This window comes from Saccharopolyspora cebuensis (genome assembly GCF_039542665.1).
Classification (GTDB): Bacteria; Actinomycetota; Actinomycetes; order Mycobacteriales; family Pseudonocardiaceae; genus Saccharopolyspora; species Saccharopolyspora cebuensis.
In genome coordinates, this window is record NZ_BAABII010000003.1 from 448,369 (window position 1) to 470,853 (window position 22,485).

The 22,485-nt window shown below is 73.3% G+C and carries 22 protein-coding genes; 13 read left to right on the forward strand and 9 right to left on the reverse strand.

Annotated features, from left to right (window positions below; translation table 11 throughout):
* Positions 1-128: 128 nt before the first annotated feature.
* The 4 genes from aceB (at position 129) to ABD976_RS04990 (ending at position 5,179) form a co-directional block, all read left to right on the forward strand.
* The gene (gene aceB / locus ABD976_RS04975) at positions 129-1,718 is read left to right on the forward strand and encodes a malate synthase A (RefSeq protein ID WP_345357801.1); all 1,590 of its coding nucleotides are present in this window, start codon (positions 129-131) and stop codon (positions 1,716-1,718) included.
* Between the two features lie 185 nt (positions 1,719-1,903).
* Positions 1,904-3,154, forward strand: a complete 1,251-nt coding sequence (locus ABD976_RS04980; protein WP_345357804.1) for a DUF6986 family protein — start codon at positions 1,904-1,906, stop codon at positions 3,152-3,154.
* A gap of 371 nt (positions 3,155-3,525) precedes the next feature.
* Positions 3,526-4,629: an alcohol dehydrogenase catalytic domain-containing protein gene (locus tag ABD976_RS04985; RefSeq protein WP_345357807.1), complete on the forward strand. Its 1,104-nt coding sequence runs from the start codon at positions 3,526-3,528 to the stop codon at positions 4,627-4,629.
* 217 nt (positions 4,630-4,846) lie between these two features.
* Positions 4,847-5,179, forward strand: a complete 333-nt coding sequence (locus ABD976_RS04990) for a hypothetical protein (protein ID WP_345357810.1) — start codon at positions 4,847-4,849, stop codon at positions 5,177-5,179.
* A gap of 215 nt (positions 5,180-5,394) precedes the next feature.
* On the opposite strand, the gene ABD976_RS04995 is transcribed toward ABD976_RS04990, so the two are convergent.
* From ABD976_RS04995 to ABD976_RS05030, 8 genes are all read right to left on the reverse strand, one after another.
* The gene (locus ABD976_RS04995) at positions 5,395-6,330 is read right to left on the reverse strand and encodes a serine/threonine-protein kinase (protein WP_345357813.1); all 936 of its coding nucleotides are present in this window, start codon (positions 6,328-6,330) and stop codon (positions 5,395-5,397) included.
* Positions 6,331-6,335: 5 nt separating this feature from the next.
* Positions 6,336-6,527: a hypothetical protein gene (locus ABD976_RS05000; RefSeq protein ID WP_345357816.1), complete on the reverse strand. Its 192-nt coding sequence runs from the start codon at positions 6,525-6,527 to the stop codon at positions 6,336-6,338.
* Between the two features lie 212 nt (positions 6,528-6,739).
* Positions 6,740-8,128 carry a nucleobase:cation symporter-2 family protein gene (locus ABD976_RS05005; protein WP_345357819.1) on the reverse strand — a complete coding sequence of 463 codons (1,389 nt, stop codon included), beginning with the start codon at positions 8,126-8,128 and terminating at the stop codon, positions 6,740-6,742.
* Positions 8,129-8,282: 154 nt separating this feature from the next.
* Positions 8,283-9,173 carry a factor-independent urate hydroxylase gene (gene pucL / locus ABD976_RS05010; RefSeq protein ID WP_345357822.1) on the reverse strand — a complete coding sequence of 297 codons (891 nt, stop codon included), beginning with the start codon at positions 9,171-9,173 and terminating at the stop codon, positions 8,283-8,285.
* A gap of 2 nt (positions 9,174-9,175) precedes the next feature.
* The gene (gene uraH / locus ABD976_RS05015) at positions 9,176-9,502 is read right to left on the reverse strand and encodes a hydroxyisourate hydrolase (protein ID WP_345357825.1); all 327 of its coding nucleotides are present in this window, start codon (positions 9,500-9,502) and stop codon (positions 9,176-9,178) included.
* Entirely contained in the window at positions 9,499-10,077 is a 579-nt protein-coding gene (uraD, locus tag ABD976_RS05020) for a 2-oxo-4-hydroxy-4-carboxy-5-ureidoimidazoline decarboxylase (protein ID WP_345357828.1), read from the reverse strand. The genes uraH and uraD overlap by 4 nt, the downstream gene beginning before the upstream one ends.
* A 230-nt stretch (positions 10,078-10,307) precedes the next feature.
* On the reverse strand, positions 10,308-10,658 hold the full coding sequence (locus ABD976_RS05025; protein ID WP_345357831.1) for a helix-turn-helix domain-containing protein: 351 nt from the start codon (positions 10,656-10,658) through the stop codon (positions 10,308-10,310).
* 273 nt (positions 10,659-10,931) lie between these two features.
* Positions 10,932-11,186 (reverse strand): thiamine-binding protein, encoded by a 255-nt coding sequence (locus ABD976_RS05030; RefSeq protein ID WP_345357834.1) that lies wholly within the window; start codon positions 11,184-11,186, stop codon positions 10,932-10,934.
* Between the two features lie 174 nt (positions 11,187-11,360).
* Here ABD976_RS05030 and ABD976_RS05035 point away from each other — a divergent pair, with 174 nt between their 5' ends.
* From ABD976_RS05035 to tsaD, 9 genes are all read left to right on the forward strand, one after another.
* Positions 11,361-12,173 carry a hydroxypyruvate isomerase family protein gene (locus ABD976_RS05035; RefSeq protein ID WP_345357837.1) on the forward strand — a complete coding sequence of 271 codons (813 nt, stop codon included), beginning with the start codon at positions 11,361-11,363 and terminating at the stop codon, positions 12,171-12,173.
* A complete protein-coding gene (locus ABD976_RS05040; RefSeq protein WP_345357840.1) occupies positions 12,170-13,048 on the forward strand; it encodes a 2-hydroxy-3-oxopropionate reductase in 879 nt (292 codons plus the stop codon). The genes ABD976_RS05035 and ABD976_RS05040 overlap by 4 nt, the downstream gene beginning before the upstream one ends.
* Positions 13,049-13,541: 493 nt before the next feature.
* Complete coding sequence (gcl, locus tag ABD976_RS05045) at positions 13,542-15,239, forward strand: glyoxylate carboligase (protein WP_345357843.1); 1,698 nt, start codon at positions 13,542-13,544, stop codon at positions 15,237-15,239.
* A gap of 139 nt (positions 15,240-15,378) precedes the next feature.
* Positions 15,379-16,500 carry a glycerate kinase gene (locus ABD976_RS05050; RefSeq protein ID WP_345357846.1) on the forward strand — a complete coding sequence of 374 codons (1,122 nt, stop codon included), beginning with the start codon at positions 15,379-15,381 and terminating at the stop codon, positions 16,498-16,500.
* Positions 16,501-16,602: 102 nt separating this feature from the next.
* Positions 16,603-17,967, forward strand: coding sequence for an allantoinase AllB (gene allB / locus ABD976_RS05055; protein ID WP_345357849.1), 1,365 nt, complete (start codon positions 16,603-16,605; stop codon positions 17,965-17,967).
* Between the two features lie 18 nt (positions 17,968-17,985).
* Entirely contained in the window at positions 17,986-19,104 is a 1,119-nt protein-coding gene (alc, locus tag ABD976_RS05060; RefSeq protein ID WP_345357852.1) for an allantoicase, read from the forward strand.
* Positions 19,105-19,394: 290 nt separating this feature from the next.
* Positions 19,395-20,051 (forward strand): tRNA (adenosine(37)-N6)-threonylcarbamoyltransferase complex dimerization subunit type 1 TsaB, encoded by a 657-nt coding sequence (tsaB, locus tag ABD976_RS05065; RefSeq protein WP_345357855.1) that lies wholly within the window; start codon positions 19,395-19,397, stop codon positions 20,049-20,051.
* The gene (gene rimI / locus ABD976_RS05070; RefSeq protein WP_345357858.1) at positions 20,048-20,521 is read left to right on the forward strand and encodes a ribosomal protein S18-alanine N-acetyltransferase; all 474 of its coding nucleotides are present in this window, start codon (positions 20,048-20,050) and stop codon (positions 20,519-20,521) included. The genes tsaB and rimI overlap by 4 nt, the downstream gene beginning before the upstream one ends.
* Positions 20,518-21,585 carry a tRNA (adenosine(37)-N6)-threonylcarbamoyltransferase complex transferase subunit TsaD gene (tsaD, locus tag ABD976_RS05075; RefSeq protein ID WP_345357861.1) on the forward strand — a complete coding sequence of 356 codons (1,068 nt, stop codon included), beginning with the start codon at positions 20,518-20,520 and terminating at the stop codon, positions 21,583-21,585. The genes rimI and tsaD overlap by 4 nt, the downstream gene beginning before the upstream one ends.
* A gap of 309 nt (positions 21,586-21,894) precedes the next feature.
* On the opposite strand, the gene ABD976_RS05080 is transcribed toward tsaD, so the two are convergent.
* Positions 21,895-22,482 carry a SanA/YdcF family protein gene (locus ABD976_RS05080; protein ID WP_345357864.1) on the reverse strand — a complete coding sequence of 196 codons (588 nt, stop codon included), beginning with the start codon at positions 22,480-22,482 and terminating at the stop codon, positions 21,895-21,897.
* Between the last annotated feature and the right edge of the window lie 3 nt (positions 22,483-22,485).

The following is a 22,485-nucleotide window of genomic DNA, read 5'->3' on the forward strand; positions in this document are numbered from 1 at the left end:
GACGGGCGTACCGCTTGGCGCGGACGCGGCGTCGCGCGGCCATCCGCGCGCGACCGCCCGGCGCGCCGCCAGGTGAGCCAACAAGCCACCGATCTGACGAACCCGGCAGCAGAAAGGGTGGAAGACCCATGTCCGCGACCCCACACGGCGTCCAGGTGCTCGGCGGTCCCGTCGAGCGCGGGGACGAGATCCTGACCCCGGAGGCCCTCGACTTCGTCGCCGGGCTCCAGCGCGCCTTCGGCGCCCGCCGCGACGAGCTGCTCGAGCGCCGCGCGCAGCGCCGCGCCGAGGCCGCCCGCACCGGACGGCTCGACTTCCTGCCCGAGACGCAGCACATCCGCGAGGGCGACTGGCAGGTCGCCGCGCCGCCCGCCGACATCGCCGACCGCCGCGTCGAGATCACCGGGCCCACCAGCCGCAAGATGGCCATCAACGCGCTGAACTCGGGCGCCCGCGTGTGGCTCGCCGACCTGGAGGACGCCAACACCCCGCACTGGGACAACGTCGTCTCCGGCCAGGTCAACCTGTACGACCTGGTGCGCAAGCAGATCGAGCTCACCACGCCGGAGGGCAAGCAGTACACCCTCCGCGACGACGTGCGGCACGCCGTCCCGCTGGTGCGCCCGCGCGGCTGGCACCTGCCGGAGAAGCACCTGCTGGTCGACGGCGAGCCCGCGGTCGGCGCGCTCGTCGACTTCGGCCTGCACTTCTTCCACAACGCCCAGGAACTGCTGAACCGGGGCAGCGGGCCGTACTTCTACCTCCCCAAGATGGAGAGCCACCTCGAAGCGCGGCTGTGGAACGACGTGTTCACCCACGCCCAGAGCGAGCTCGGCATCCCGCACGGCAGCGTCCGCGCCACCGTGCTCATCGAGACCTACCCGGCGGCGTTCGAGATGGAGGAGATCCTCTACGAGCTGCGGGACCACTCGGCCGGCCTCAACGCCGGGCGCTGGGACTACCTGTTCAGCGTCATCAAGACCTTCCGCGACTCCGGCGAGTACATCCTGCCGGACCGCAACTCGGTCACCATGACCGCGCCGTTCATGCGCGCCTACACCGAACTTCTGGTGCGCACCTGCCACAAGCGCGGCGCGTTCGCCATCGGCGGGATGGCCGCGTTCATCCCGACCAAGGACCCGGCGACCAACGACAAGGCGATGGGCAAGGTCCACGAGGACAAGAAGCGCGAGGCCGGCGACGGCTTCGACGGTTCCTGGGTCGCCCACCCCGGCCTGGTGCCGATCTGCTTCGAGGAGTTCGACGCCGTCCTCGGCGACAAGCCGAACCAGATCGACCGGACCCGCGAGGACGTCACCGTCACCGCCGACCAGCTCCTCGACGTCGCCGCCACCCCCGGTGAGCGGACCATCGAGGGCCTGCGCGCCGCGGTCGACGTGGGCGTGCGCTACATCGCCTCCTGGCTCGGCGGGAACGGCGCGGCGGCGATCCACAACCTGATGGAGGACGCCGCTACCGCCGAGATCTCCCGCTCGCAGATCTGGCAGTGGCTGCACAACGACGTCGTGCTGGCCGGTGGCGAGCGGGTGACGGTCGACCTCGTGCGGGAGGTGCTGGCCGACACCGAGAAGGAGCTGCGCGGCGAAGGTCTCGCGCAGGACCAGGTGGGTCGCGCGGTGGAGCTGTTCGAGCAGGTGGCGGTGGCCGACGAGTTCGTCGACTTCCTGACCCTGCCCGCCTACGACGACCTGCCCTGAACGGCTGATCTTCTTCCGAGTGAGGGGCACCTTCGTCCGACTATGCCGGATGAAGGTGCCCCTCACTCCGGGTGCGTGCGGAGGACGCTCGGGCGGGTGTCGCACGGTGGTGCGGTGGCCGTCCGGCGCCTGAGGTTTCCGGCCCGTCGCGGTGGCGGGTCCGGTGGTTGAGGAGGGAGAGCGCGATGGTGGGCACCTCGTTGGACGCGGCGGAGGTCGAGCGGCGGATGTCGCGGCTGTCCGCTGTGGACGAACACGTCGCGGCGGTGTACCCGGGGGCCGGTGCGGCCCGGCAACCCGTGCACACCTGCTACGTCCCGGCCGGTGACGTCCGCGCCGACACGCTGCGGGAATGGGCGCGGCAGGCCTCGGCGGTGTTCGCCGAGCACGTCGGCGACGCCGCGGCGCTGGCCGAGATCGTCGGCCTCGACCCCGCGATCGCGACCGCCGTGCACCCCCGGGTGGCGGCGAAGCTCGCCGACGCGCCCGTGGAGGACCTGCGCATCGACTTCGAGGACGGCTACGGGCGTTCCGGGGACGACGTCGAGGACGCCGACGCCGAGCGCACCGCCGGGGTGGTCGCCGACTGGGCCGCCGCGGGAACGCTGCCGCTGGGCGTCGGGCTGCGGGTGAAGTCGTTCGACGGTCCCGAATCGCGGACCCGGTCGGTGCGGACGCTGGACGCGTTCCTCACCGCGCTGCTGCGCCGCGGCCCGCTGCCCGACGGGTTCGTGGTGACCTTCCCGAAGGTCGTCGACGTCGCCCAGGTCGAGGTGTTCGTCGAAGTCCTCGGCCTGCTGGAGCAGCGGCTCGGACTGCCGGACGGCGCGCTGCGGTTCGAGATCCAGGTGGAAACCACGCAGTCCATCGTGGACTCCGACGGTCGGTTCGCGCTGCCCCGGTTCCTGCGCGCCGGGGCCGGACGGGTCAGCGGGCTGCACTTCGGCACCTACGACTACACGGCGGCCTGCGGCCTGACCGCCGCGCACCAGCACCTCGCCCACCCGGCCTGCGACTTCGCGCGGCACGCGATGCAGGTCGCCGCCGCGGGCACCGGGGTGTTCCTGTCCGACGGCTCGACGAACGTGCTGCCCGTCGGCGACCAGGTGCGGCACGGCCTCCGAACGCACTGGGAACTCGTCCGCCGCTCCCTGTCCAACGGCTACTACCAGGGCTGGGACCTGCACCCCGGACAGCTCATCACCCGCTACGCGGCGGTGTTCGCGGCGTTCCGGGAAACCGCCCCCGCCGAGGCCCGGCGCCTCGCCGACTACGTGTCCGCCTCCGGCGGCGCGGTCCTCGACGAACCCGCGACCGCCCGGGCGCTGGCCGCCTCCTTCGTCCGCGCCCTGGACAACGGGGGGATCGACGCGGCGGAGGTGCAGGAGCTGACAGGAACAACAGAACAAAAGATCCGGGAGTTGGGGAGGCTCTAGTTTCGTTGGGTCTTTTCGCGTGGCGGTGCGGGTGGCGGAACCTCAGCGGCCTTCTCGCTCCGGGCGCCCTTCTTGATGTATGCCAATACACGGCATCAGGGCGTCCTCGCGAGAAGACCGCTGAGAACCCGCGGCGGTGCAAGTGGCGAGGGTGGGGCAAGGCGGAAGCGGCTTTCGCCGCTTGCCTGACGGTGGTTGCTGGTGGCGGGGTCGGTGCGGAAGTGGCTGCTCCCTTGGTGTGGTTCTGGTGGTGGTGCGCGACTGCGGAAGCGGTTGCTGCTCCCTTGGTCGTTGAAAAGGTCCGTGGGGTCTGGACAAACGGTTGTCCGGCGTGAGCAGATGAGCTGACCCGGACGAAGGAGTTGCGCGGTATGCGGATCAGAGGAGCCGTTCTCCAGGAAAGCGGCAGGCAGGGGCCGTGGGAGCAGACCCGGCCGCTGGCGGTCACCGACCTCGACCTCGACGGGCCCGGACCCGGCGAACTCCGCGTGCAGCTCGAAGCGGCCGGGGTGTGCCACTCCGACCTCTCCGTGGTCGACGGGAACCGGCCGCGCCCGGTGCCGATGCTGCTCGGGCACGAGGCGTGCGGGCGGGTCGCCGAGGTCGGACCGGACGTCACCGACGTGGCGGTCGGGCAGCGCGTCGTGCTCTACTTCGTGCCCCGGTGCGACGAGTGCGACGCCTGCCGGGCCGGGGGCCGGATGCTCTGCACCCCGGGTTGGGCGGCCAACGGCGAGGGCACGCTGCTGTCCGGCGCGCGGCGGCTGCGCTGGGACGACCGGGACGTGCACCACCACTGCGGCGTCTCCGGCTTCGCCACCGACGCCGTGGTGTCCCGGCACTCGGTGGTCCCGGTCGACGACGACATCCCGCCGGAGGTCGGCGCGCTGCTCGGCTGCGCGGTGCTCACCGGGGGCGGGGCGGTGAAGAACGCCGCCCGGATCCAGCCCGGCGAGGACGTCACCGTCGTCGGCGTCGGCGGGGTCGGGATGGCGGCCGTGCTGGTCGCGATCGCCTGCGGTGCCGGGCGGGTCACGGTGATCGACCCGCTGCCCGCCAAGCGCGCTCGCGGCCTCGAACTCGGTGCGGCGCAAGCGCTCTCCCCGGACGAGGCCGCCGACGCCGGGCACCGCTGCGGGCTGGTCGTGGAGGCCACCGGCAACCCGAAGGCGTTCGAGCAGGCCGTCCAGGTCACCGCGCCCGGCGGCCGGACCGTCTCGGTCGGCCTGGCGCACCCGGCGGCCAGCAGCAGCATCTCGCCGCTGGCGCTGGTCAGCGAGACCCGCAGCATCATCGGGTCGTTCCTCGGCTCCGGGCTCCCGGCCACCGACATCCCGGAGTACGCCGACCTGTGGCGGGCCGGGAAGCTGCCGGTGGACCAGCTGGTCTCCTCGACGATCGACCTCGACGCGATCAATCACGCGATGGACGAGCTCGCCGCCGGGCGGGCGATGCGCCAGGTCATCCGGTTCTGACGGCTCGTTCGGTGAACTCAGCGGCCTTCTCGCTCCCGGCGCCCCATTCCGATGCGCAGCGGCGGGGCGTCCGCGTGAGAAGGCCGCTGAGAACCCGCGGCGGCGCTGATGTCGTGCGTGGGCCGAGCGGCTCCGGAAACTGCTCTGACAACGCCGGAACCCGCCGCGGGAGCCGAACGCCTGGTCCGGCCCGGGACCGGGAGGCTAGGGTCGGGGCGTGACCGAATCCGAGAAGCACGATGACCACCTGCTCGTCGAGCTGGCCGATCGCCTCGGCCGGAACCAGGTGTTCGGGGAACCGGTGCGGCAAGGGGACACGACGCTGGTGCCGGTCGCCTCGGTCCGCCTCGGCCGTGGCCGGGGAGACGAGCGCGGCGGCGAGGAGGGCGGCGGCACCGGCGTCCACGTCCGGCCGGTCGGCGCCTTCGAGGTCTGCGCGAAGGGCGTGGCGTGGCACCCGGCGGTCAGCGTGAACCGCATCGTCTGGGGCGGCCAGGTCGCCCTCGCCGTGGTCCTGGTCGCGTTCGCGATCGCCTTCCGCCGCCGCTGATCCGACGTCCCCGGCCGCCCAGGCAGGCCCACCCCGGTGCGACACCCGCCCGGCGGTCGCCCGAAAGAACCTGGAGTGAGGGGCACCCTTGCCCAAGTAACTTGGACAAGGGTGCCCCTCACCTCGGAAAAGTCACGGGTGTGCGACGCCTGGTGGGGTGGGCGCTCGGCGTGTTCGGCGCGGGTGCGGCGGTCGTGGTGCCGGTGTGGGGTCGGTCAGTCCCCGAAGGTCATCGGGTCGATCCCCGACCAGTTGACGAGCCTGCCCGAGACCTCCGCGACGGTCGGTCGCGCGGTGGGATCCGGCGCCAGGCAGGCGTCGACGGTCCGGGAGAGCGCGGCGGGCAGCCGCCGGTGGGTGCGCAGCGGGGCCGGTGCGCCGTCGCGCTGCGGGTAGTAGCGCCCGCCGTGGCTGGTGCGCTCCCGGTGCGACACGTGCGCCCACGGCGTCGTCCCGGCCAGCACCTCGTAGAGCGTGCTGCCCAGGCCCCAGGTGTCGGCGGCCGGGCTCATCGGCTCGCCGCGCGCCTGCTCCGGGGACAGGTAGTCGAACGTCCCGGCGGAGCTGCGCTCGCCGACCCGGCACGCCAGGCTCAGGTCCAGCAGCACCGCCCGGCCGCCGGTCTGCACCACGTTGGACGGTTTGACGTCGAGGTGCACCCAGCCGCGCCGGTGCAGGTAGCCGAGCACCGAGCAGAGCTGGATGCCCAGCACCGCGGCGTCCACCGGGCGCAGCCGGCCCACCTCGTCGAGCAGGTAGCCGAGGGTGAGGCCGGGCAGCGTCTCGGTGATCACCGCGGGCCGGTCCGGCGGCGCGGTCCGCACGATCTCGTAGCCGCGCACCAGGTGCGGGTGGGTGAGCTGGGTCAGCATCACGCCCTCGTTGCGCAGCCAGCCGATCGCCTGCTCGTCCTCGGCGCGTTCCGGGCGCAGCGTCTTGGCGACGCAGCGGCAGCCGCGCTCCTCGCTCCACACGTCGTAGACGTCGAGCCGGCTGCCGCGCCGCAGGTGGTCCACGACCCGGTACCCGGGAGCCAGTTCGGCCCCGGGTACCAGCACCGGTCCCGGCTCGCCCCAGTCCTGCTCGTCCTCGGAGTAGTAGGAGTCCGCCGACGCGGCGATCGCCTGCTCGTCCTCCGCCTGGGCGCGCACCGGGATCAGCTGTGGCTGCGGCGGCGCCGGTAGCGGCCGTCGCTGCTGGAACGGCGGCGGCGGTGGTCGCTGCTGGACCGCCGGCGCCGGTGGTCGCTGCTGGAGTGCCGACGGCGGCGGTGGTCGTCGCTGCTGCCGCGACCGCGGTGGTCGTGCTTGGCAGGGGAGACCATCTTGAACAGCTTGGACAGATCCATCCGGGTGCTCCGTTCCGTGCGTCGTCGGACGGGTTGGCGGCCCGCCTCCCGATCATTCTTCCTGGATTCCGGCGCGCGGTCGAGCAGTCCGGGCATTTCGCGGTCCGGAAGGCCCGTGCGCCCGTCCGATACCGGAGTGAGGGGCACCTGCATCCGGCTTGGTCGGATGGAGGCGCCCCTCACTCGGAACGGCTCGGGGGACGGCGGCCCGGTCAGTCGGTGGCGGGGGCCGCCGGGGCGTGCTCCGGGACGGGCTTGCGGGTGCTGCCGAACAGCAGGTTCAGCAGCAGGGCCGCGATGCAGCCGGTGCTGATGCCGGAGTCCAGGACGGTGCGCAGCGCCGCCGGGAAGTGCTCGTAGAACTCCGGCGCCACCACCGGGATCAGCCCGACGCCGAGCGCGCCCGCCACGATCAGCGTGGTGCGGGGGTCGCCGAGGTCGGCCTTGCCGAGGGTGCGGATGCCGCTGACGGCCACCGAGCCGAACAGCACCAGCGCGGCGCCGCCGAGCACCGGCTGCGGCACCAGCGAGACCACCGCGCCGACCATCGGGAACAGGCCGAGCAGCACCAGCACCACGCCGCCGGTGGCGACCACGTAGCGGCTCTTGACCCGGGTGAGGGCGACCAGCCCGATGTTCTGCGCGAAGGCGCTGCAGGTGAAGCCGCCGAACACGGCGCTGATCGCGCTGCCCGCGCCGTCGGCGCGCAGCCCGGCGGCGATGGTGCGCTGGTCGGCGGGCCGGTCCACGATCTCGCCGAGGGCGATCATGTCCGCGGTGCTCTCCATCATCGCCACCAGCATCACGATGCAGATCGACAGCGTGGCGGTGATGCTGAACGTGGGCGTGCCGAGCTCGAACGGCAGCGGCAGGTCGAACACCGGCGCCTGGCTGAAGGTGCTGGTGTCGACCAGCCCGGCGGGCCAGGCGACCAGGGTGCCGACCAGCAGCCCGATGAGCAGCGCGATGCGGTTCCAGAACCCGGTGAGGAAGCGGTTGAACAGCAGCACCAGCACGAACGTCATGGCGCCGAGCGCGATCTTGGCGGGCGAGGCGTAGTCGGGCGCGGAGCTGTCGTCGCCCGCGATCCAGCCGATGCCGACCGGCATCAGCGACAGGCCGATGAGCGTGATCACGGTCCCGTTGACCACCGGCGGGAAGAACCGGACCATCTTGGAGAAGTACGGTGCGACGAAGAAGGCGAGCACACCGGCGATGAGCACCGAGCCGTAGATCACCGACAGCGGGTTGGTGCCCTCGGCCTGCTGCCCGACGATGGCCAGGATCGGCGCGACGGAGCCGAAGGTGACGCCGTTGACGAACGGCAGCCGGGCGCCGATCTTCCAGACGCCGACGGCTTGGAGGATGGTGGCCAGGCCCGCGGTGAACAGGCTGGCGCCGATGAGGAGGGTCAGGTCCAGCGGGGAGAGGCCGATGGCCTCGCCGACGATCAGCGGGGGTGCGACCACCCCGGCGTACATCGCCGCGACGTGCTGGACGCCGTAGGCGGCCATCCGGCCGGGAGGCAGCACCTCGTCGACCGGATGGACGTCATGTCCGTTGCGGGTACCGCGGTTCCGTCGTGCCTTGAACAGGGCCATCGGATCTCCCTGGGTGCGGGTAGCACGAGACCACGGCGGAATGACCGTTTCCGCCGCGGAATCTACCGTCTTAATAGGACAGTCCGGGTGAATGAGCGCCCCGGATGTGACCGGGGGCCACCGGGACGTTCCCCGGTGGCCCCCGCAGGCCGGCTCAGAACTCCGGCAAGCTGTACCAGGCGCGTGGTTGCGGCTCGACGTCGTCCCTGGTGACGACCCCCTCGATGAGCCCGTAGGGGCGGTCGGCGGCGAAGAAGACCTCGTTGTCGTTGGTCAGCCCGCAGAATTCCAGGTCGACCAGGAAGTGGTGCTTGTTCGGCAGCGACAGCCGCACCTCGGCGACCTCCTCGTGCGCGGCCAGCACCGCCTTGCCCATCTCGTAGAGGCTCTGCTGCAGCGCGAGGCTGTGCGTGGTGGCGAAGGCCTCCAGCATCGTGGCGCGGATCGACTCGAAGCTCTTGCCCCAGTCGACGTCCTCGCCCAGGTAGCGCCAGCGGGCGGTGACGGCGGTGGCGAGGATGCGGTCGGTGGTCTCGGCCAGCGTGGTGTAGCGGTCCTTCGGGTAGCCCCAGAACTCCGAACCGGTGGACTTGAGCACCACCAGGTCCTTGAGCCCGGAGACGACGTGCGCCCGGCCGTCGTCGATGGTCACCGCGGTGGTCCGCTTCTCGTCGCCCGCGCGGCTGAAGGCGTGGTCGTGCTCGCCGCCGCCGACCGGGATGCGCTGCCAGGCGTGCTCCTCGACGAGCACCCGCGCCCCGGTGATGCCCTCGGCGGTGCGGGTGAAGTGCCTGCCCAGCCGCAGCGCGAAGTCCTCGATCTCCCCGACCGGGGCCTCCTTGGCGAAGGCGTAGACGGTGTTCTTCTGGGTGTCGGTGGGCAGCACGTTGCCGTTGTCGCCGGTCAGGTGCACCTCGTCGAGGTCACCGCGCAGCGAGGTGCTGACCGTGAGGTCCTTGATGCCGTGCCGCGCAGTGCTCCGGTCGATGGCGACGAGGCGCACCTCCGCCTTGCCGTACTGGTTGGGGCCCATGACGATGCCCATGATCAGCTCCCTCGGTAGGTGGAGTAGGCGAACGGGCTCAGCAGCAGCGGGACGTGGTGGTGCTGGTCCGGGTCGGCGATCCGGAAGGCGATCCGGACCTGCGGGTAGAAGGTGTCGACCCCGCGCTCGGCGAAGTAGTCACCGGTGGTGAAGGTCAGCGCGTAGTCCCCGGCGGGCAGCGCGTCGGGGCCGAGGTCGCGGATCCGGCCGTCGGCGTCGGTGCGCCCGGCGCCCAGCTCGCGGCCGTCGGCGTCCTCCAGCCGCACGGCGATGCCCGCGGCGGGGCGGCCCTGCGCGGCGTCGAGGACGTGGGTGGTCACGGCGCTCATCCGGCGATCACCTTCTCCAGTCGCAGTCGGGCGATCTCGCGGAGTTCCCGCTCGACGACCCGCCGCTCGGCGGCCGGGTCGTTGTCCAGCCGGGAGCGCAGGATCGACAGCAGTTCGGCGCCGCTGCGCCCGGCGGCGCGGACCAGGTAGACGTGGCCGAACCGGCGTTCGTACTCCTCGTTGCCCTCGCGCAGCGCGCGGGACAGCTCGGCGTCGTCGGGGTCCACTCCGGACTGCTCGCCGCGGGCGTGGTCCGCGGCGGTGCCGGTGCCCGCCGGGCGTTGGCCGATCCGGGGGTGGGCGGCCAGCGCGCCGTCCAGTTCCCCGGAAGTCAGGTCCGGGGCCGCGCCGTCGGCGGCTCCCAGGAGCTCGGCGAGGTCGGCGAACGGCCGCCGGTCGGCCACGTCGTCGGCCCAGCGCGGCACGTCCAGGCAGGCGAGCAGGCGTTCGACGAGTTCGGCGCGGGGCAGGTCGTTGAGCGCGGCGAGCCCGTCGCGTTCGGCAGACCTGTCGCGTTCGGAAGACCTGTCGCGTTCGGAAGACCTGTCGCGTTCGGAAGAGATGGGTGGTGACATGCGGTCCCCCCGTGGAGGCGGCGGATGCACTGGCGGGCAGCGGGGAGCGGTGGCTCCGGTCGTGCTGCGGCGGCGCTGTGGTGCTGCTCACGAGCGTCGATGGAGCTGAAAGCTACGGCTGCTCCGCGCCGGGTGTCAACAGTTTGTTGAAATCTCGGGTTCACGGGGGCTTCAGCGGGAATTCCCGCGACGACGCGGGGAGTTCGCCCCGGCGCCGGGTTCGGCGCCGGTCAGTCCCGGTTCAGGTAGTTGTAGACGGTGAAGCGGCTGACGCCGAGCGCCTGCGCCACGGCTTCCACGGACTTCCGCAGGGTGAAGGCGCCGCGCTCCTCCAGCAACCGGACGGCGCGCTGCTTGTCGGCGCGCGGCAGGTCCGGCAGCCGGCCGCCGAGCTCGGTCTCGACCTGGGCGATCATCCGGTCGAGCGCGCTGGTCAGCTCCTCCCCGGCCAGGCGCACGGCCACCGCCGGGGCGCCGTCCCAGTGCAGCACGACGTCACCGGGCCCGCGCTCCTCCACGGGAACCGCGGTGGCGCCGATCCGGTCCAGCAGCGGGGTGATCGCGGCGGTGAGCGGATGCACGCCCACCAGCTTAGGGCCGCTTTCGGGGTGATCTGCGCCGCGGTGCGGGTGGCGGAACCTCAGCGGCCTTCTCGCTCCGGGAGCCGCTCCTGATGTACCCACTTCGTACCCGGCGTCACGGCTGTCCTCGCGAGAAGACCGCTGAGCGGTAACTCCGAGTACGGGCAGCGGTGCCGGTTGACGGCCGCACCGCATGCGGCTCCGCCGCATTCTGAAAGGACCCCTTAGGGCCGCTTTCGGGGCGATCTGCGCCGCGGTGCGGCTCCGCCGCCGTCACTCCTCGGTGGTGGCCTCCTCGGCGGTGACCTGCAGCGTGATCCGGGCCGCTCCCGCGCCGAGCGCGACGTCGAGCACCTCGCCGAGGGCGGCGAGCACGGTCTGCCGGTCGCCCTGGATCGCGGTGCCCAGCGGGCCGAAGTCCGGTTCCAGCCCCGCGGTGCGCAGGGCGTCGCGGGCCGCCACCGCGTGCGCGGGCGGTTCGCCTTCGCCCTCGAAGGGTTCGGTGGTGAACTCTGCTCGCAGGATCATCGGCGCTCGCAATGTCGTCCGTCGGGAGTCTGTGTGGCCACGGTAATCCGCCGGGATGCCGGTCGTGTCGCCGTGCCGGGGCGCGGGGCGGCGCGGACGTGTTGACCGCCGGGGAGCGGCTCGCTAATCTACCGCTGTACGAAACAATTCTTTCACGATGAGGAAAACACGGTGATGCCGGTGGAACGCAGCCGTTTCGACGTCAACCTCTCGATCCTGTTCACCGAGCTGGACGTGCTGGACCGCCCGGCGGCGGCCAAGGCGGCCGGGTTCGACGCGGTCGAGTTCTGGTGGCCGTTCCCGGACGCGGTGCCCGGCGACCGCGAGGTGGACCGGTTCGTGCGCGCCGTCGACGACGCCGGGGTGGAACTCACCGGGCTGAACTTCTTCGCCGGGAACATGCCCGCCGGTGAGCGCGGCGTGCTGTCCGACCCGGACCGCGCGGGGCAGTTCACCGACAACGTCGACATCGCGATCGGCATCGGTGAACGGCTCGGCTGCACCGCCTTCAACGCCCTCTACGGCAACCGGATCGACGGCGTCCGCCCGGACGCCCAGGACGAGGTGGCCACCGCCAACCTCGCCCGCGCGGGCAAGGCCGCCGACCGCATCGGCGGCGTCGTGCTCGTCGAGCCGGTCAGCGGCACGCCCGCCTACCCGCTCAAGACCGCCGCCGACGCGATCGCGGTGATCGACCGGGTGCACGCCACCGGCGAGACCGAGGCCCTGCGGTTGCTGTTCGACCTCTACCACCTCGCCGCCAACGGCGACGACCCCGGCGCGGTGCTCGACCGGCACGCCGGGCGCATCGGCCACGTGCAGATCGCCGACGCCCCCGGGCGCAACGAGCCGGGCACCGGCGACCTGGACTTCGGACACTGGTTCCGCAGGCTCGACGAGGTGGGCTACCGGGGGCGCATCGGCCTGGAGTACAAGCCCAGCGGGGCCAGCGCGGACAGCTTCGGCTGGATCGGAGGAGTGCAATGAGCGAGGTCGGGTTCATCGGACTCGGGATCATGGGGGGTCCGATGGCGGCCAACCTGGTCGCGGCCGGCCACCGGGTCACCGGGTACAACCGCAGCCGGGGCAAGGTCGACCGGCTGGTGGAGCAGGGCGGCGTCGCCGCGGGCGACGTCGCCGAGGCGGTGCGCGGCGCCGAGGTGATCATCACCATGCTGCCGGACTCGCCGGACGTCGAGCAGATCGTGCTCGGCGAGGACGGCGTGCTCGCGCACGCCCCCGAGGGCGCGCTGCTCATCGACTGCAGCACCATCCGGCCCGACGTCTCCCGGCGGGTCGCCGAGGAGGGCGCGGCGCGCGGCATCCGGGTGCTCGACGCCCCGGTCAGCGGCGGGGAGCCCAAGGCCATCGACGGCACCCTGTCGATCATGGTCGGCGGCGCGGAGGAGGACTTCGCGCGGGCCGGTGCGGTGCTCGACGCCGTCGGCGCCACCGTCGTGCACGTCGGTCCGGCCGGAGCCGGGCAGACCGTCAAGGCCGCCAACCAGCTCGTCGTCGCGGGCAACATCGGTCTGCTCGCCGAGGCGCTGGTGTTCCTCGAAGCGCACGGCGTGGACGCCGAGGCCGGGCTGCGGGTGCTCGGCGGCGGGCTCGCGGGCAGCGCGGTCCTCGGCGCCAAGGAGGCGAAGATGCGCGGGCGCGAGTTCGCCCCCGGCTTCCGCCTCGAACTGCACCACAAGGACATGGGCATCGTGCAGAGCGCGGCCCGCGACGCCGGGCTGAGCATCCCGCTGGGCTCGCTGGTCGCGCAGCTCGTGGCGGCCTCGGTGGCCCGGGGCGAGGGCGGCCTCGACCACTCCGCCCTCTACAACCGGATCGCGGAGCTCAACGGGAAGGGCTGAGGCCCGCCGATCCCGTGCGGTTCCGGAGCCGCTCTGAGAAGTTTTTCAGGATGCGGCGGAGCCGCATGCGGTGGGGCCGTCAACCGGCACCGCCGCCCGTGCTCGGACGTGACCGCTCAGCGGGCTTCTCGCGAGGACGCCCTGATGCCGTGTATGGGCATACATCAAGAAGGGCGCCCGGAGCGAGAAGGCCGCTGAGGTTCCGCTGCTTGCACCGCCAAGCAAGCCATTGTGAAAGCGGTGCTGAGCACCGGAACCGCCGTGCGGTGCGGCCTGCGGCCCGCACCGCTGCGGGGCTCAGGCGTCGCCTCGCGAGGACGCCCGGACGCTGCGGAGCTGAGGATGGGCGACCGGAGCGAGGCGACGCCTGAGATCGCGCCGCGAGGTGAACACAGGTGAAACGGGCGGGGTCCGATGCCGGCAAGCGTGGGGACCCCGACCCGTTCCGTCCGGTACCGGGCCGAGCCCGGTGCCCGAGAGGAAGTCATACACCATGGCGAAAGTCCCTGTCATGCAGGCGGTCGTCGACGTGCTCCGCTCGGAGGGCGTGGACGTCGCGTTCGGCTGCCCCGGTGCCGCGATCCTGCCGCTGTACGCCGCGCTGGAGGACAGCGGCATCAAGCACCTCGTGGTCCGCCACGAGGAGGGCGCGACCCACATGGCCGACGGCTGGGCGCGCACCAACGGCAAGGTCGGCGTCGCGATCGGCACCTCCGGTCCGGCGGGCACCAACATGATCACCGGCCTCTACACGGCGCAGGCCGACTCCATCCCGATGGTGTGCATCACCGGGCAGGCCGTCTCCTCGAAGCTGCACCAGGAGGCGTTCCAGGCGGTCGACATCGTGGAGATCGCCAAGCCGGTGACCAAGTGGTCGGTGCAGGCCAAGGAGGCCGCGCAGCTCCCGTGGATCTTCCGCGAGGCGTTCCGCACCGCCCGCTCCGGCCGCCCCGGGCCGGTCCTGGTGGACCTGCCGCTGGACGTGCAGCAGCAGGAGATCGAGTGGGACCCGTCCCTGGACGCCCCGCTGCCGGTGCCCGAGGTCCGGCCGCACCCGCCCCGGGTGCGCCGCGCCCTGGACATGCTGCTGTCCGCCGAGCGCCCGCTGCTGCTGGCCGGTGGCGGCGTCGTCCTCGGCGAGGCGCACGACCTGCTGCGCGAACTCGCCGAGCTGCTCGGCATCCCGGTGCAGGTCACGCTGATGGGCAAGGGCTCGTTCCCGGAGGACCACGAGCTCTACGCCGGGATGACCGGCATCCAGACCAGCCAGCGCTACGCCAACAAGGCGTTCCTGGAATCGGACCTGGTGCTCGCCCTGGGCTCCCGGTTCGGCGACCGGCACACCGGTGCGCTGGACGTCTACCGGGGCGACCGGAAGTTCATCCACGTCGACATCGAGCCGATGCAGCTCGGCCGGGTCTTCGAGCCCGACCTGGGCGTCGTGTCCGACACCCGGCTGTTCCTGGAGGCGCTGCTGGAGCAGGCCCGCGACGTGGTGGCCGACTTCCGGCCGTGGGTGTCCCGGGTGGCGTCCCTGCGCGAGACGCTGACCCGCCCCGACGACTACCGCGACGTGCCGATCAAGGCTCCCCGGGTCTACCGGGAGATCAACGAGATCTTCCCGCCGGAGACCTACTTCGTCACCGCGATCGGGCTCTACCAGATCTGGGGCGGCCAGTTCCAGACCGCGCACCTGCCCCGGCACTACCAGGTGTGCGGGCAGGCCGGGCCGCTCGGCTGGGAGATCCCCGCCGCGATCGGGGTGAAGTCGGCCGAACCGGACGCCGAGGTGGTCGCGGTGGTCGGCGACTACTCGTTCCAGTTCCTCGTCGAGGAGCTCGCGGTCGCCGCCCAGTACGACCTGCCGTTCGTGATCGTCATGCTCAACAACGAGTACCTGGGCCTGATCCGCCAGGCCGAGGCCGACGGCTACGACATGCGCACCGAGGTCGACATCCACTACGACGACCACGGCACCGACAACGTCACCATCATGCGCGGCTACGGCTGCTCGGGCCGCCGGGTCCTGCACCCGGACGAGATCGCCGAGGCGATCGAGTGGGCCCGCAAGGAGGCGGTGGCGACCAGCAGGCCGGTGCTGGTGGAGGTGATGATCGACCGCGAGGCGAACACCGCCCGGGGCACCCGGATCGACGCGCTGATCGAGCCGGAACCGGTTCCCGGCGGCTGAGCCCGCCCGGAAGGGGTGGCGCCCCTTCCCACTGACGGGGGTGTCGGGTGGAATACCCGATGACCCCTGCGTTCCCCGCCGGTGGCGTGCCGGGCGCCCCGGCGGGGAACGCACCCAGTCGAGCTCGGGAGTTGTTGTCGTGCCAGGTCCAGTCCTGATCGCGCCGGACAAGTTCAAAGGATCGCTGACCGCGCCGGGTGTCGCCGACGCGGTGGCGGACGGCCTGCGGCGGGCGGCTCCCGACGTGGAAGTGCGGTCGGTGCCGATCGCCGACGGCGGGGACGGGACCGTCGAGTCGGCGCTGGCCTCCGGCTACCGGTCGGTGCCGGTGCTGGTGGCCGGCCCGGTCGGCGACCCGGTGCCCACCGAGATCGCGCTGCACGAGGGCACCGCGGTCGTCGAGCTGGCCTCGGCCTCCGGGCTCGCGCTGCTCGACCCCGACGACCTGTCCCCGATGGGCGCCTCCAGCGAGGGCACCGGGGAGGCGATCGCCGCCGCCCTGGACGCCGGGGCGCGGACCGTCGTGCTCGGCGTCGGCGGCAGCGCCTGCACCGACGGCGGCGCCGGGCTGCTCACCGTGCTGGGCGCCCGGCTGCTCGACGCCGACGGGCACCAGCTCCCGCCCGGCGGCGGACCGCTGGCCCGGGTGGCCGAAGTGGACCTCTCCGGCCTCGATCGCCGCTTGGCGGACGTGGATTTCGTGCTCGCCTCCGATGTGGACAACCCGCTGCTCGGCGAGCGCGGCGCCGCGCACGTCTACGGCCCGCAGAAGGGCGCCGACCCCGAGCAGGTCGAGCTGCTGGACACCGCGCTGGCCCGGTTCGCCGACGCCGTGGTGCGCGCGGGCGGGCGCGACGTGGCCGGGCAGCCCGGCGCCGGCGCGGCGGGCGGCGTGGGATTCGGCGCGCTGTCGGTCCTCGGCGCCCGGATGCGGCCCGGCGTCGACGTGGTGCTGGAACTGGTCGGGTTCGCCGACCAGCTCGCCGGAGCCGGGCTGGTGATCACCGGCGAAGGCTCCATCGACGAGCAGACCCTGCACGGCAAGGGCCCGGCGGGCGTCGCCGAGCGCGCCCGCGACGCGGGCATCCCGGTGATCGCGGTGGCCGGGCGCTGCCCGCTGCCCGCCGACCGGCTGCGCGCGGCCGGCTTCGAGCGGGTCTACGCGCTCACCGACGTCGAACCGGACCTGGAGCGCTGCCAGCGCGAGGCCGGGGTGCTGCTGACCGGCGTCGGTGCGGCCTTGGCCCGCGACTGGCTCTGACCGCCCGGTTCCGGGGGTCCGCCGAGGAACCGGCGGCGGGCCCTTGACCGGCCACCCGATTCGGTTCAACATTTTGTTTAAGTTCTGGTGGAGGGAGATGCAGTGCCCGGCACAGCCGAATTCGATCTGGTGTTCCGCGCGCGTCGGGTCGTGGGCCCGCGCGGCACGGCACCGGCCGCCGTCGCCGTCCGGGACGAGCGGATCGCCGCGGTCGAGGCGTTCGACGCCCCGCTGCCCGCGGCCCGCACCGTCGAGCTCGCCGACGACGAGGTGCTGCTGCCCGGCCTGGTCGACACCCACGTGCACGTCAACGACCCCGGCCGCAGCGAGTGGGAGGGCTTCGGCACCGCCACCCGGGCCGCCGCCGCGGGCGGCATCACCACCCTGGTCGACATGCCGCTCAACAGCCTGCCGCCGACCACCGACACCCCGGCGCTCGCGGTCAAGCAGGACGCCGCGCGCGACCAGGTGCACATCGACGTCGGCTTCTGGGGCGGCGCGATCCGCGGCAACCTCGCCGAGCTGCGCGGGCTCCACGAGGCGGGGGTGTTCGGCTTCAAGTGCTTCCTGCTGCACTCCGGGGTCGACGAGTTCCCGCCGCTGGACGCCGCCGAGCTCGACGCCGCGCTGCGCGAGGTCGCCCGCTACGACGCGCTGATGATCGTGCACGCCGAGGACTCCGAGGCCATCGAGCACGCCCCCACCGCGCACGGCGAGGACTACCGCGACTTCCTCGGCTCCCGGCCGCGCGGGGCGGAGAACCTCGCCATCGCCCACGTCCTCGAAGCCGCCCGGCGCACCGGCGCCCGGGTGCACATCCTGCACCTGTCCTCGTCCGACGCGCTGCCGATGATCGCCTCCGCGCGCGCCGACGGGGTCCGCGTCACCGTCGAGACCTGCCCGCACTACCTCAGCTTCACCGCCGAGGAGATCCCGGACGGCGCCACCCAGTTCAAGTGCTGCCCGCCGATCCGCGAGGCGGCCAACCGCGAACTGCTCTGGCGCGGCCTGGCCGACGGCACCATCGACTGCGTGGTCAGCGACCACTCGCCCTGCACGCCCGAGCTCAAGCGGCTCGACATCGGTGACTTCGGCGTCGCCTGGGGCGGGGTGTCCAGCCTCCAGCTCGGCCTGCCCGCGGTGTGGACCCAGGCCCGGCTGCGCGGTTACGAGCTGGCCGACGTGGTGCGCTGGATGGCCGACCGCCCCGCCGCGCTCGCCGGGCTGCGGCACAAGGGCCGCATCGAGGTCGGCGCCGACGCCGACCTGTGCGTGTTCGCCCCCGACGAGGCCTTCGTGGTCGACGTCGCCGACCTGCACCACCGCAACCCGGTGTCGCCCTACCACGGGCGCGCGCTGTCCGGCGCGGTCCGGCAGACCTGGCTGCGCGGTGCCCCGATCGTCGGTCCGGAGGTGACCGACCCGGTGGCGCGCGGAGCGCTGCTCAGCCGCACCCAGACCCGGTAGTTCGATGCAGGAGGACCGATGAGCACGACCGCGACGCTGCCCGACCTGGCGTCCCGCGCGGTGGGCGGCAGCGTCGTCTGCGCCAACGACGAGCTGTTCGCCGAGCGGGAGAACCTGATCAAGCCCGCCGAGCCGGTGTTCCAGACCTACACCTTCGGGCACAAGGGCCAGGTCTACGACGGCTGGGAAACGCGGCGGCGGCGGGAACCGGGCACCGACTTCGCGATCGTCCGCCTCGGGCTGCCCGGGATCGTGCGGCGGCTCGTGGTGGACACCGCGCACTTCAAGGGCAACTACCCGCCGGAGGTCTCGGTCCAGGGCTGCGCCGTCGAGGGCTACCCGAGCCCCGACGAGCTGGCCGCCGCCGACTGGGAGGAGCTGCTGCCCCGGTCCCCGGTGCGCGGCGACGTCCGCAACCACTTCGAGGTTGGCGGCGACCGCCGCTACACCCACGTGCGGCTGTGCATGCACCCCGACGGCGGCATCGCCCGGCTGCGGGTGCACGGCGAGCCGGTCGCCGACCCGAGGTGGGTGCCCGCCGAGTTCGACCTCGCCGCCCTGGAGCACGGGAGCCAGGTCGTCGGGTGCAGCGACATGTTCTACTCCTCGCCGCACAACCTGCTCGCCCCCGGCCTGACCCGGGTGATGGGGGAGGGCTGGGAGACCGCCCGCCGCCGCGACGACGGCAACGACTGGGTGTCGCTGCGGCTCGCCGCCCCCGGCACCGTTCGCTGGGCCGAGCTCGACACCAGCTACTTCCTCGGCAACGCGCCCGGCTGGGCGTCGCTGTCCGGCTGCGACGCCCGCGCCGCCGACCTCGACGACCCGGGGAACTGGACGGAGCTGCTGCCGCGCACCCGCCTCCAGCCCGACACCCGGCACCACTTCCGGCTCCCGGTGCGCGCCGAGGTCAGCCACGTGCGGCTGGACATCTTCCCGGACGGGGGCATGGCCCGGCTCCGCCTGCACGGCACCGCCGCCCCCGACGCCCGCGCCGAACTGGCGCGCCGCTGGTTCAACGCGCTCCCCGAGTCCCACGCCCGGGCCGTGCTCGCCGGGGCGGGCCAGGACGACGCCCTCCTGGCCAGGCGCCCCCTGCCCCCGGGCACCGACCTCCCACCCGCCCTCGTCCAGTAGCGGCGGCCCCGGACGCCCAACGGGAGCGCTCACCCGTTCGGGTCCTGAGTGAGGGGCACCCTGTACCACGTCACGTGGTGCAGGGTGCCCCTCACCTGCTTCCGCCCCACCGTCGCCTCACCCGTTCGGGAAGTGAGTGAGGGGCCCCCTTGTCCGAGTTACTTGGGCAAGGGTGCCCCTCACCTGGGGTGTGGTCGGGTGACGCCCGGTGACGGGGCGGGTGGGGTGGTCCGGTGGCTGGTGCGGGTCGCGTCCTGGGGGTGACCTGGGCTGACGTACGCTGGTCCACCGTGCTCGTCATAGCGTTGGACACCTCGACGCCCGCCGTGACCGCCGGGCTCGTCGTCCTGGACGACGGCGGACCGCGGTCGGTGGCCGAGCGCGTCGCGGTCAACCCCCGGGCCCACGGCGAACTGCTGATGCCGCACCTGCTCGCGGCGCTCGACGAGGCGGGCAGGCGGCTCGCCGACGTCGACGCGATCGTGGTCGGCGACGGCCCCGGCCCCTTCACCGGACTGCGGGTGGGCATGGTGACCGCCGCCGCGCTGGGCCAGGCCCTCGACGTGCCGGTGCACCCGGTCTGCGGCCTGGACGCGATCGCGGTGGCCGCCGGGCACGACGGGCCGCTGCTGGTCGCCACCGACGCGCGCCGCAAGGAGGTCTACTGGGCCGCCTACGACGCCGCGCGCACCCGGACCGGCGGACCGGCGGTGCAGCGCCCGGCGGACGTCCCGGTCGACGGGTACGCCGTCGCGGCGGGGGAGTCCGCCGAGGCGCTGGGGCTGACCGCCGTCGAGCCGCGCCACCCCGCCCCGGCGGGACTGGTCGCGGTGGCCGCGGCGGAGCTGCGCGCGGGTGCGGAGCCGGCGCCGCTGGTGCCCCGGTACCTGCGCCGCCCGGACGCCGCCGAACCCGCGCCGCGCAAACCGGTCGGAGGTCTCCGGTGACCGCCGAGGTGCTCAAGCTGCGCCCCAAGGACCTGGCGCGGTGCGCCGAGCTGGAGCAGCAGCTCTTCCCCGGTGACGACCCGTGGTCGCAGGACGCGTTCGCCGCCGAGCTGGCGCAGGGCCACTACTACGTCGGGGCCTACGAGGACGAGCTGCTCGTCGGCTACGCCGGGCTGGCGGTGCTGGCCCGGCCGCCGCGCGCCGAGGTCGAGGTGCACACCATCGGCGTCGACCCGGCGCACCAGGGACGGGGGATCGGCACCGCGCTGCTGCGCGCGCTGCTGGTCCGCGCCGACGCCTACGCGGCGACGACGTTCCTCGAAGTGCGCACCGACAACGAGCCGGCCATCGCGCTGTACCGGGCGCACGGCTTCGACGTGGTCGGGGTGCGCAAGCGCTACTACCAGCCCTCCGGCGCGGACGCGTTCACCATGCGCCGCCCGGCCAGGATCGCGGAGGACGCGGGATGACCGCTGAGGTTCGCGAGCGCGACCGGATCGTGCTCGGCATCGAGAGCTCCTGCGACGAGACCGGGGTCGGCCTGGTCCGCCTCGGCGCGGACGGCGGCGTGGAGCTGCTGTCCGACGCGGTGGCCTCCAGCGTCGACCAGCACGCCCGGTTCGGCGGGGTGGTGCCGGAGATCGCCAGCCGGGCGCACCTGGAGGCGATGGCGCCGACGACGACCCGCGCGCTGGACGGCGCCGGCCTGCGGCTGTCCGATGTGGACGCCGTCGCGGTGACGGCCGGTCCCGGGCTGGCCGGTGCGCTGATGGTCGGGGTCGCGGCGGCCAAGGGCTACGCGGCGGCGCTCGGCGTGCCGCTCTACGGCGTGAACCACCTGGCCGGGCACGTCGCGGTGGACACCTTGGAGCACGGGCCGCTGCCGCGGCGCTGCCTGGCGCTGCTGGTCTCGGGCGGGCACACCCAGCTGCTGCTGGTCGAGGGCGTCGGGGAGCGGATCACCGAGATCGGCTCCACCATCGACGACGCGGCCGGTGAGGCCTACGACAAGGTCGCGCGCATCCTGGACCTGCCCTACCCGGGCGGACCGCCGATCGACCGGATGGCCAAGGAGGGCGACCCGGCGGCGATCGCGTTCCCGCGCGGCATGACCGGTCCGCGCGACGCGAAGTTCGACTTCTCCTTCTCCGGACTCAAGACCGCGGTCGCGCGCTGGGTCGAGGGCGAGCAGCGGGCGGGCCGGGAGATCCCGGTGGCCGACGTGTGCGCCTCGTTCCAGGAGGCGGTGGCCGACGTGCTGACCGCGAAGGCGGTGCGCGCGGCGCGCGAGCTGGAGGTCACCACGCTGGTGATCTCCGGTGGGGTGGCGGCGAACTCGCGGCTGTCCGGGCTGGCCCGCGAGCGCTGCGCCGCCGCCCGGATCGAGCTGCGGGTGCCGCGCCCCCGGCTGTGCACCGACAACGGCGCGATGATCGCCGCCCTCGGCGCCCACGTGCTCGCCGCGGGCGCACCGCCGTCGTCCCTGGACCTCTCCGCCGACCCCGGGCTCCCGGTCCACACCCTCGTCCGCTGACCCGCCCGACCGGGTGAGGCGGTCCCGAGTGAGGGGCACCTTGATCCGACTACGCCGGATGAAGGTGCCCCTCACCCAGGAGATGTTGCGAGACTCGGGGTCCTTTCGGAATGCGGCGGAGCCGCATGCGGTGCGGCCGTCAACCGGCACCGCCGCCCGTGCTCGGACGTGACCGCTCAGCGGGCTTCTCGCGAGGACAGCCGTGACGCCGTGTACGTCGTTGGTACATCGCCGAGCGGCTCCCGGAGCGAGAAGGCCGCTGAGGATCCGCCACCGGCACCGCCACGCAGGCCATTCGGAAAGGATCCCTCAGCGGCGCCACCAGAAGGCCTTGGTGGTGGCGAGGAATTCGCGGCGGGCGCCGCGGGCGGAGACGCGGCGCAGGCCGTCGGCCGCGGCGTCGTGGCCGACGCCGTGGGCGTCGATCCCGACGCGGCGGCACAGCGCGATGGCGCGGCGCAGGTGGAACCGGGTGGTGACCACGGTCAGCTCCGCGAGCCCGAAGTCCTGCGCCGCGCGGCGGCACGACTGCCAGGTGTCCACACCGGACTCGTCGAGCAGCACGGCATCGGGCGGAACCCCTCGGGACACCAGGAACTCCCGCATCACCTCGGGTTCGCTGTGGCCGCGGGACTCCGGGCTGCCGCTGACGATGATCCGGCGCACCTTGCCCGCCCGCAGCAGCGCGTGCGCCACGTCGAGGCGACCGCGCAGGATCCGGCTCGGCGTGCCGTCCCACCGCACCCCGGCACCGAGCACCAGCGCGTACTCGGTGCCGGGCACGTCGGCGACGGTCCGGACGCGGTGCGCGCTGCGCGCCCGCGCCCAGACCGCGGGCGCTCCCGCGACCGCGCCGAGTCCCGCCAGCACCGCCCACTTCGCCCGTCGTCCGCGCACCGG

What these genes read in the sequence shown, in the direction of transcription:
- aceB (WP_345357801.1), top strand. Translation starts at nt 129, where the DNA reads ATGTCCGCGACCCCACACGGCGTCCAGGTGCTCGGCGGTCCCGTCGAG.
- ABD976_RS04980 (WP_345357804.1), top strand. Translation starts at nt 1,904, where the DNA reads ATGGTGGGCACCTCGTTGGACGCGGCGGAGGTCGAGCGGCGGATGTCG.
- ABD976_RS04985 (WP_345357807.1), top strand. Translation starts at nt 3,526, where the DNA reads ATGCGGATCAGAGGAGCCGTTCTCCAGGAAAGCGGCAGGCAGGGGCCG.
- ABD976_RS05000 (WP_345357816.1), bottom strand. Translation starts at nt 6,527, where the DNA reads ATGGATCTGTCCAAGCTGTTCAAGATGGTCTCCCCTGCCAAGCACGAC.
- ABD976_RS05005 (WP_345357819.1), bottom strand. Translation starts at nt 8,128, where the DNA reads ATGGCCCTGTTCAAGGCACGACGGAACCGCGGTACCCGCAACGGACAT.
- pucL (WP_345357822.1), bottom strand. Translation starts at nt 9,173, where the DNA reads ATGGGCATCGTCATGGGCCCCAACCAGTACGGCAAGGCGGAGGTGCGC.
- uraH (WP_345357825.1), bottom strand. Translation starts at nt 9,502, where the DNA reads ATGAGCGCCGTGACCACCCACGTCCTCGACGCCGCGCAGGGCCGCCCC.
- uraD (WP_345357828.1), bottom strand. Translation starts at nt 10,077, where the DNA reads ATGTCACCACCCATCTCTTCCGAACGCGACAGGTCTTCCGAACGCGAC.
- ABD976_RS05030 (WP_345357834.1), bottom strand. Translation starts at nt 11,186, where the DNA reads ATGATCCTGCGAGCAGAGTTCACCACCGAACCCTTCGAGGGCGAAGGC.
- ABD976_RS05035 (WP_345357837.1), top strand. Translation starts at nt 11,361, where the DNA reads ATGCCGGTGGAACGCAGCCGTTTCGACGTCAACCTCTCGATCCTGTTC.
- ABD976_RS05040 (WP_345357840.1), top strand. Translation starts at nt 12,170, where the DNA reads ATGAGCGAGGTCGGGTTCATCGGACTCGGGATCATGGGGGGTCCGATG.
- gcl (WP_345357843.1), top strand. Translation starts at nt 13,542, where the DNA reads ATGGCGAAAGTCCCTGTCATGCAGGCGGTCGTCGACGTGCTCCGCTCG.
- alc (WP_345357852.1), top strand. Translation starts at nt 17,986, where the DNA reads ATGAGCACGACCGCGACGCTGCCCGACCTGGCGTCCCGCGCGGTGGGC.
- tsaD (WP_345357861.1), top strand. Translation starts at nt 20,518, where the DNA reads ATGACCGCTGAGGTTCGCGAGCGCGACCGGATCGTGCTCGGCATCGAG.